This window comes from Actinophytocola sp., assembly GCF_045807065.1.
GTDB lineage: Bacteria > Actinomycetota > Actinomycetes > Mycobacteriales > Pseudonocardiaceae > Actinophytocola.
This window is the reverse complement of record NZ_JBJMIE010000740.1, coordinates 1-9,880: the sequence shown is the minus strand read 5'-3', so window position 1 is coordinate 9,880 and position 9,880 is coordinate 1. Positions and strand designations below refer to the sequence as shown.

The 9,880-nt window shown below is 73.9% G+C and carries 5 protein-coding genes; all 5 read left to right on the top strand.

Annotated features, from left to right (window positions below; translation table 11 throughout):
- A partial coding sequence (locus tag ACJ73U_RS43530; RefSeq protein ID WP_407783656.1) for a beta-ketoacyl synthase N-terminal-like domain-containing protein occupies nucleotides 1-5,257 on the top strand: 5,257 nt, incomplete at its 5' end.
- Nucleotides 5,254-6,141, top strand: a complete 888-nt coding sequence (locus ACJ73U_RS43525) for an alpha/beta fold hydrolase (protein WP_407783655.1) — start codon at nucleotides 5,254-5,256, stop codon at nucleotides 6,139-6,141. The genes ACJ73U_RS43530 and ACJ73U_RS43525, both read left to right, overlap by 4 nt.
- Complete coding sequence (locus ACJ73U_RS43520; protein WP_407783654.1) at nucleotides 6,138-7,646, top strand: PHA/PHB synthase family protein; 1,509 nt, start codon at nucleotides 6,138-6,140, stop codon at nucleotides 7,644-7,646. Before ACJ73U_RS43525 ends, ACJ73U_RS43520 begins: the two co-directional genes overlap by 4 nt.
- 45 nt (nucleotides 7,647-7,691) lie before the next feature.
- Entirely contained in the window at nucleotides 7,692-9,482 is a 1,791-nt protein-coding gene (locus ACJ73U_RS43515; RefSeq protein ID WP_407783653.1) for an acyclic terpene utilization AtuA family protein, read from the top strand.
- Nucleotides 9,483-9,545: 63 nt separating this feature from the next.
- A partial coding sequence (locus tag ACJ73U_RS43510) for an NAD(P)-binding protein (protein WP_407783652.1) occupies nucleotides 9,546-9,880 on the top strand: 335 nt, incomplete at its 3' end.

The following is a 9,880-nucleotide window of genomic DNA, read 5'->3' as shown; positions in this document are numbered from 1 at the left end:
GGAGGACCAGGAGCGTGCGATCCTGGCCGCCTACCGGGCCGCCGGCCTGGATCCCCGCTCGGTGAGCCTGCTGGAGTGCCACGCCACCGGAACCCCGCTCGGTGACGCCGTCGAGCTGCGTGGGGCGGCGAAGGTCTTCGTGGGGGTCCGCGACCTGCCGGTGGGCTCGGTCAAGTCGAACCTCGGCCATCCGGTGACGGTCGCCGGGCTGGCGGGCCTGCTGAAGCTCATCGGTGCGATGGCGGCCGGCGTGCGCCCGGCCACGCTCGGCGCCGAGGACCCCACCGACGCACTCGCCGGGACGGTGCTGCGTCCCCTCGTCGAGCACGAGCCGTGGGAGGGCGAGCGGCGTGCCGGCCTGAGCACCTTCGGCTTCGGCGGCAACAACGCCCACCTGGTGCTCGAGGCCCCGCCCCCGCCGGGTCGGATGGGTCCGGCGCCGCAACGCCCCGTCGAACGTGAGCGTCCCACGGACGACGAGGTGGCGGCCGATGTCGCCATCGTGGCCGTGGGCGCGCGGGTCGGCGCCGGCACGAGTGCGCGGGACCTCGCCGACGGACTCTTCGGCGGGTCGGTGCCGGACGCACGGCGCGAGACGGTCGAGACACCGCTGGTGGGCCTGCGGTTCCCGCCCGCCGACCTGGCACAGGCGCTCGCCCAGCAACTGCTGGTCCTGGACGCGGCGAGGGAGGCGCTGGCCGGGCAGGACCTGCCGCGCGAGCGCACGATGGTCCTGGTCGGGATGGGCTGTGACGCCGAGGTCGTCCGCTACGCGGCACGGTGGCGCGCCCCGTCCTGGCTGGCGGCGGGTGGGGCGGCCGAGGACGCCGTTCGCGATCCGGCCCTCCGGGACGCGTTCGCGCCGCCGCTTTCCGCCGCCGCAGTGGTCGGCACCATGCCCAACGTCGTCACCAACCGCCTGAACTCGCAGTTCGACCTGGCGGGGCCGAGCTTCTCCGTCTTCGCCGAAGAAGCCTCCGGGCTGGCGGCCCTGCGGATCGGGTGCCGGGCGCTGCGCACGGGCGAGGCCGACGCGGTGCTGGTCGGCGCCGTGGACCTGTCGTGCGAACCGGTCCACGAGGCGGCCCTGCGCGCACTCGGTCTCGGTCGCCGGACAGGCGATGCCGCGGTGGCGCTGCTGCTGCGGCGGCGCGCGGACGCCGAGCGGGACGGCGCGGACGTCGTCGCGCTGGTCGACGACGGCGACCTCCTCGACGAGGAACCAGGTCTTCGGGTCGGCCGGGACGGACCGGATGCCGGCTTCGACCCGGGCGACCGGTTCGGCAGCGCGCACGCCGCCGAGGGACTCGTCGCGGTCGCCGCCGCGGCACTGGCGGTGCGACATCGTGCGGTGCCGCGGCCGGCCGGTCCGGCGGACCCGATGCTGGGCGCGCCGGTCGCCGAGGTCACCGCCGCCCCGCTCGGTGCTGACGTGACTCGGGTCCGGGTCCGGGGCCTGGCTCCGGTGGCGTGGTCGGCAGGCGGCTACGCGGTGCACGTGTTCGGTGGCCGGAACCGGCGGGAGGTCGCCGAGGCGTTGCGCGACGGACGGCCGAGTGGCGGCGGGCCGTGCCGCCTCGCCCTCGTCGAACGACCGGACGACGTCCTGGCGAGTCGACGGGAGGAGGCCCGCGGGTGGCTGACCGGCCGGGGCGAACAGCCGGCCGCCGTCGCCTTCCGGGACCGCCCGGCCGACGGCGAGGTCGCGTTCGTCTACACCAACGGATCAGCCAGCCACCCGAGGATGGGCCGGTCGCTCATGCTCGCCTTCCCCGAGCTGGTCGACGACATCCGGCGGCGGTGCGGCGACCTCGCGCTGCTCAGTGAACCCCTGCTCGCCGGCCGCCCGGCCGACCCCGTGCGCAAGAACCTGGCCGCGACCCTGCTCGCCGACCTGCACACCCGCCTCACCCGGGACCTGCTCGGCCTCCGGCCGGACGCGGTGCTGGGCTACTCCTCCGGAGAGGCCAGCGCGATGGTGGCCCTGCGGGTGTGGCGGGACGTGCCGGCGCTCGTCACCGAGCTCGTCGAGGCCCACTGCTTCACCCGTGGGCTCGTGGGCGAGCAGCGCACCGCCCGCCGGGCCTGGCACCGGCTGGGCCTGCCCGCCGACCGCTGGGTCAACCTGCTGGTCGCTGCGCCGGCCACCCGGGTCCGGGCCGCGCTCCGGGACGAACCGGCGGCCTACCTGCTGGTGATCAACACTTTCGGCCAGTGCGTCATCGGCGGTGCGGCGACCGCCTGCGACCGCGTCGTCCGCCGCCTCGGTGGCGAGGTGACCGTGCTGCCCCTCGACTACGACATCGCCGCCCACTCCCCCGTCCTGGCGGATGCCCGAGCGGAGTTGCGGCGCCTCTACCACCGCCCGGTCCACGCCGAGGCGTCCACGCGCTTCTACACGAGCACGACCGCGGCCCCGTACGTCCCCACGCCGGACTCGGTGGCGGACGTGCTGACGACGTTGACGCTCGACCGGATCGACTTCGCCGCCACCGTGCGCAGGGCCTGGGACGACGGTGTCCGGGTGTTCGTCGAGCACGGCCCACGTGACCTGTGCTCCGGCTGGATCTCCGCGACGCTGCGGGACCGCGACCACCTGGCCGTCGCCCTGGACGGCGCCGGTCAGGGCGAGGACTCCCGCGCCGCCCTCGCCCGGGCGGTCGCCGAACTGGCGGCCGCGGGGGTGGTCACCGATGCGGCCCCGGTGCTGGACCGGCTGGCTCCCGCACCGCCTCCCGTCGAGGAGCGGCCCCGGTCACTGGTCGTCCCCGCCCATCCGCCACTCGTCACCGCCCGCCTCGCCCGGCTGGGCGGCGACCGGGCGCCGCGGGCACGACCCGGACACCGGCGGCCGGGCCTCTCCCTCGACCGGGCGCAGCTCGAACGCCTGGCCGCCGGGCAGTTGACCGCCGTGCTGGGTGACCGGTTCGCCGCCGTGGAGAAGCGTGCACGGCACACGCGCATGCCCGAACCCCCGATGTTGCTCGCCGACCGCGTCCTGGACATCGACGGCGAGCCCTGCTCCCTGGGGAAGGGCACCATCCGGTCCGAGACCGACATCCGCCGCGACGCCTGGTACGTGGACGGGTGCGGACGTATCCCGGCCGGACTGCTGGTCGAGGCGGGGCAGGCGGACCTGCTGCTGCTCACCTGGCTCGGCGCCGACCTGCACGTCGCGCGGGACCGGGTGTACCGCCTGCTCGGCTGTGACCTGACCTTTCACGCCAGCCCGCCGGCGCTCGGCGCGACAGCCCGGTACGAGATCACCGTCGACGGCCACGGCGAGCACGCCGGTGTGCACCTGTTCTTCTTCCACAGCCGCTGCGCGGTCGACGGGCGGCTGACGCTCACGGTGACCAACGGGCAGGCCGGTTACTTCACCGACGAGGAACTGGCTGCCACGGCAGGGGTGATCTGGGACCCCGCCGAGGTGACGCCGCCGCAGGCGCGGTGGTCCCCGCCCGCGCTGACGACCCGGACGTCCTTCACCGCCGCCGACGTCCGCGCCTTCGCCGAAGGCAGGCCGGACATCTGCTTCGGCAAGGGATGGGAGACCACCCGGGCCCACGTCCGCACGCCGCGCGCCGGCAACGGGCGCATGGGGCTGCTGCACCGCGTCCCCGTGTTCGACCCGGCGGGCGGCCCCTGGCGGCGCGGATACCTGCGTGCGGAGTTCGGTGTCAGCCCGCACGAGTGGTTCTTCCCTGGCCACTTCACCGGTGACCCGTGCATGCCGGGAACGCTGATGTTCGAGGCCTGTCTGCAGGCGATGGCGTTCTACCTCACGGGGTGCGGCCACACCCTCGACCGCGACGGATGGCGGTTCGAGCCCGTTCCCGGTGCGACGTTCCGGCTCCGCTGCCGGGGCCAGGTCACACCTCGCAGCCGGTTGCTGACCTACGAGCTGTTCGTGTCGCAGATCGTGGACGGCCCGACGCCGACGCTGTTCGCCGACGCGCTGTGCACAGTGGACGGTGTGCGGGCTTTCCACGCCGAGCGCCTGGGTCTGCGGCTCGTGCCCGACTGGCCCCTCACCCACTGGAGCCGGCTCGCCGCGCCGGCGGTCCAGCTCACCGGCGAACCCGTCCCCCCGCAGCGCCTCGGCGGCCTGGTGGGACACCACGACCCCCGCCCGTGCGGCGTGGACGACTGTGGCCGCCGCCTCGACCACCGGGCCATGCTGGCCGCGGCGTGGGGACCGCCGGCGCGCCAGGACGGCTCGACGGCGGTCCGCCTGCCGGGCCCGCCCTACCTGTTCGTCTCCCGGGTGCGCGACGTCGTCACCACGCCCCGTGGTGCGGGCAGCCGCGTCGTCGCCGAGTACGACCTCCCCGGCCGTGCCTGGTTCTGGGCGGACAACGGCTCCCGGTCCACTCCGCTCGCGGTCCTGGTCGAGCTCGCGGCACAGCCCTGTTCCTGGCTCGTCGGGCACCTGGGCCTGGCACGAGGAGGCGCACGCCTGCGCAACCTCAGCGGCGCGCTCACGGTGCACCGCGAGTTGCGGCCGTCCACCGGAGTCGTCCGGACCACCGCGGACCTGACCGACGTCCGCGACACCGACGGCACCACTGTCTGCGCCTTCGACGTCACCTGCCACGTCCGTGACGAACCCCTGCTCACCCTCGAGACCACGTTCGGACTGCTGCCGGCCGGAGCCACGGCACCGCCGTCGGCCCTCCCGGCGGAGGAGCTTCCGCCAGGTCCCGACGGGCCCCCGATCGACCTGCGAACCCGGCCACGGCACCTGTTCGGCGGCCGGCCCCGGCTGGCCGGCTCGATGCTGCTGATGCTCGACCGGGTGACCGGGCTGTGGCGGGACGGCGGCTCGGCAGGGCTCGGCCGGTTGCGTGCCGAGAAGGACGTCGACCCCGGGGACTGGTACTTCACGGCGCACGTCTTCCAGGATCCGGTCCTGCCCGGCAGCCTCGCACTGGAGTCGATGTCCCAGCTGCTGCAGCTCGACCTGCTCGGTGCGGAACCGACCGGGCCCGGTGCCCGCTTCCAGACGCCCGCGGCGGGCCGCCGGCTCACCTGGACCCACCACGGCGAGGTCCCACCCACCGGTGACCAGCTCGTCGTCGACCTGGACATCACCGGGAACGGTCGCGATGCCACCGGGCGGTACGTGGTCGCCGACGGGCGGGTGTCGGCCGGCGGACTGTGCGTCTGCCAGGCACGGGGAGTGGCTGTGCGGGTGGTGGCGAGCGAGGGCGGCAGGACGCGGGCAGACAGCCAGGAAGGTGAGAACGCGCTGTGAGTAACGATGCGATCGGCCAGCACCGGGTCATGGTCCAGGGCCTGTCCACGGTGTACCTGGAAGCGGGCAGCGGACCGGTGCTGCTCCTGGTGCACGGCAACATCACCACTTTCCGCAGCTGGCTGCCCGTCGTCGCCGAGTTCCGGGGCACGCACCGGGTGATCGCCGTGTCGCTGCCCGGCTTCAGCGGCACGAGCCCGCAGGCGCAGGTGTGCCTCGACGCCCTGGTGTCCTTCGTCGGCGCCTTCCTCGACGCGATGGCCATCGACGAGGCGACCGTGCTCGGGCACTCCGCCGGCGGCCTCATCGCGGCCACCTTCGCGCTGGAGCACCCCGAGCGCGTGACGCGGCTGGTGCTCATGGACTCCGCCGGCCTCGGCCGCGCGGTGAACCCCTCCCTCGTCGCCGGCGCCCTGCTGCCGGGCTGGGCCGTGGACCTCGCGATCACCGCGCTGCTCCTGCCCGGCGCCGGCGTCGCGCGAGCCCTGATGAGCCTTGCGCAGCTGCGGCAGCCGTGGCGCGTCGGCGTGCGGGAGTGGCGCGACCAGATCCGGCTGACCGAGTCGCGGACGCTGCTGTCCACGTCCCTGCGGATGGTGCGGATGGCGGTCGGCCCGACCGGGCAGCGCCGCCACTACAGCGTCGCCCACCGCCTCGGTGACCTGTCGATGCCGACCATGGTGATCTGGGGGCTGACCGACGAGGTCTTCCCGATCTGGCAGGGGGTCCGGGCGGCGAGGAAGCTCCCGCGTGGACGGTTCGCCGTCCTGGCGACCGCCGGCCACGTCGGTTACCTCGACAGCCACGTGGGATTCGTCGACGCGCTGAGCCCGTTCATCCGCGACGAGCCCAGCGCTGGATCCACTGTGGACGGTGAAGGATGACCTCCACGACCACCGTTGACACCATGCCGCGGGATCCGCGTTTCCTCGACCCGGCGTGGTCGGCCAACCGCTACTTCCGTTCCCTGCGCGGCACCTACCTCACCGCCGCACACCTCGCCGACCGGACAGCGGAGGTTCTCCCGCTGCCGCCGGCTGACCGGCGCGCCGCACAGTTCCTGATCCGGCTGGCCGTCGACGCCCTGGCACCGCCGAACCTGCTGCCGGCCAACCCGGCCGCGCTGCGCAAGGCGGTGCGGACGCGAGGGCAGAGCCTCTTCCGTGGCGCCGCGCACCTGCTGGCCGACCTCCGGCACAACCGGGGCCTGCCGTCGCTGGTGGACCGGCAGGCGTTCACCGTCGGCCGGGACCTGGCGACCACTCCGGGCAGGGTCGTGTTCCGCAACCGCCTCATGGAGCTGATCCAGTACGAGCCGCGGACGACGAGTGTCCACTCCGTCCCGCTGCTGTGCTGCCCACCCTGGGTCAACAAGTTCTACATCGCCGACCTGACGCCAGGACGCAGCGTCGTGCGGTGGGCGGTCGACCACGGGCACACCGTCTTCATGATCAGCTACCGGAACCCGGACGCCTCCCAGCGGCACGTCGGCTACGACCACTACGTCCGGGACTCCCTGCTCCCCGCCCTCGCCGCGGTGCGGGACATCACCGGCGCGGAGGAGGTGAACCTGTTCGGCGCGTGCCTCGGCGGCCTGATCGCCCTGATGCTCGCCGCCTGGCTGGACGACGACCACCGACCGCGGGTGCGCAGCGTCACCGCGCTGAACACGCTCGCCGACTTCGCCGACATCACCGCCCTCACCCGGACCGGCGCCACCGGCTGGCTCCTGCGAGGCCCCGGTCTGCGACTGGTGGAAGCCCTGACCTCCGCCCGGGGTGTGCTCGACGGCCAGGCCCTCGAGGCGTTCTTCCGGCTGCTCCGCCCGGACGAGCTGATCTGGTCGCGGCTGCGGGCCGGCTGGCTGATGGGTGAGACCGCGCCCGCCTACGACGTCCTGTACTGGAACTGCGACACGGTGCACGTCCCCCACCGAGCACAGCAGTACCTGCTGCGGAACCTGTTGCTGGACAACGCCTTCGCGCGGGGGACCGCCGAGCTCGCCGGGCGGCGGCTCCGGCTCGACCGCGTCACCCAGGACCTCTTCGTGGTCGCGGCGCACGACGACCACCTCGTGCCCTGGACCTCCGCCTACCGGACGGTGCGGTTGTTCCCCGGCGACGTGCGCTTCCACCTCGCCTCCGGCGGCCACATCGCCGCGGTCGTGGCCCCGCCGGACTCCGGGGCGAGCTACCGGACCGGCGGCCCGGACGACGTCGACGAACCGCACGCGTGGCTGGCCGGCACCACCGAGTACCACGACACCTGGTGGCGGGCGTGGGCCCGCTGGCTCGCCGACCGCGCGGGCCCCCAACGCACGCCCCCGCCACTGGGCAGCGACCGCCATCCGGCCACGGACCCCGCACCCGGCTCCTACGTCCTGACCTGAACGCGACAACCCGCCGTCGGGCAGCTTCGACCAAGGAGGTACGTCATGTCCCCGCGCCGTCCGGTCCGCATCGCCAGCTTCTCCGGTGGTATGGGGGACCGGTTCGCCGCCTTCAAGGAGGCCGTCCACGGGGAGCCCGTCGACGCGCTGATCGGCGACTCGATGACCGAGTTCATCGAGTCCATGATGACGGCCCGCTTCATCGACGAGCCGGAGAAGCACCGCGAGTTCTTCTCCCCCCTGTTCGTCGCGCAGCTGCTGCCGGAGCTCCCCGCGGTGGCCGAGAAGAAGCTGAAGATCGTGACCAACGCCGGCGTGCACGCGCCCCTCGCCCTGGCGGAGAAGATCCGCGACGCGGTGCGGACGGGCGGGCTGGACCTTCGTGTCGCCGGTGTGACCGGCGACGACCTGTACGCGGAGGTCGACCGGCTGGCCGCCGAGGGGCAGCTGGTCAACACCGACACCGGCGAGTCGCTGGACACCGACGAGCGGCACGTGCTGGCGGCCGACGCCTACCTGGGGGCCTGGGGGGTGAAGTCGGCACTGGACGCGGGCGCCGACATCGTCATCACCGGTCGGGTCGCCGACGCCTCCCTGATCAGCGGTGTGGCCGCCTGGTGGCACGGATGGGGACGCGACGAGCTGGACAGGATCGCGGGCGCGGTCGCCGCCGGGCACATCATCGAGTGCGGCGCGCAGGCCACCGGCGGCAACTTCACCGGCTTCACCGCCGTGCCCGGCATCGTCGTCCCGGGGTTCCCCATCGCCGAAGTCGCCGACGACGGTGACTGCGTCATCACCAAACGGGCGGGCGAAGGCGGCATGGTCACCGTCGACACGGTCACCGCCCAGCTGGTCTACGAGATCCAGGGACCGCGGTACCTCAACCCCGACGTCACCTGGCACACCGACTCGGTGACGGTCACCCAGGAGGGGCCGGACCGGGTGCGGGTCAGCGGCGCGAAGGGCAGTGCCCCGGTCGAGACCACCCGCGTCGGGATGCACCTGCGGGCGGGCTACCGCGGCTCGATGTGGTACTTCGCGACCGGACTGCAGATCGACGAGAAGGTCGAGGTGCTCCGGCGGCAGGCCGAGCTCGCCGCCGGCGAGGCCCGGGTGCGGAAGCTGCGGCTGTTCGTCTGCGGCCGGGCCGTCGAGGACCCGGCGGACCAGTGGCAGGCCACCGTCCCGGTGAAGGTCACCGTCGCCGCGGCCACCGCGGCGCAGGTCGAAGCGTTCGTCGCCCAGCTCAACTCCTACTGGCTGGGCGGGTTCCCGGGCTTCTACACCGAGATCACCCAGATCTTCGCCGACTCCGCGCAGGCACGCATCGACTACTGGCCCGGTCTGGTCCGCCAGGACAGCCTGCGGCACCAGGCCCACCTGCCCGACGGCCGGGTCGTGGACATCCCGCCCCCGTCCGGCACGCGGCCCTACGGCGGACAGCCGGCCGGCACCCGCACCCCACCGGCCGACCTGGCGTCCTTCGGCCCGACCGTCCGGCGGCCACTCGGCCACGTCGTGCACGCGCGGGTCGGTGACAAGGCGGGCAACGCCAACCTCGGCTTCTGGGTGAGCCAGGACGACGCCTACCCCTGGCTGCTCTCCTTCCTCACCACCGACCGGCTCGTCGAACTGCTCGCGTCGCCCACGGCGACCACCGTCGAGCGCTACGAACTGCCGAAACTACGCGGTCTCTGCTTCGTGCTGCAGGGCTATCTCGGCCCCAGCAGCTCCGCGGGACTGTCGCTGGACCAGCTCGGCAAGTCGCTGGGCGAGTTCCTCCGCGCACGCCACGTCGACGTCCCCGTCTCGCTCCTGCCGGCGCGGTCCTGATCGTCGGCACCGCACCCGCCGGCACGGTGCCGGGGGCACGAACACCACGAGTGAGGAACTGACATGGATCACGGACAACCCCTGTCGCGACGTAGCGTGCTCATCGGCGTCGGCGCGGCCGTCGCCGCGGCCGCGGTGCCCGGCTCCGCCACGGCAGCCGCCCGCACCGCCCGCACCGCCCGCGAGGAGGTCTACCGGGCCGTGGTGGTGGGCAGCGGCTTCGGCGGTTCGGTCGCGGCACTGCGGCTCGCGCGCGCAGGTGTGCGGACCCTGGTGCTGGAGCGGGGCCGCTGGTGGGACAGCCACCCCGGCGACGAGACCTTCCCCCGCTTCTTCCACCCCGACCGCAGGGTCAGCTGGCTCGAACCGGCCCCGGTCATGCCCACCTCCCCGCCCGC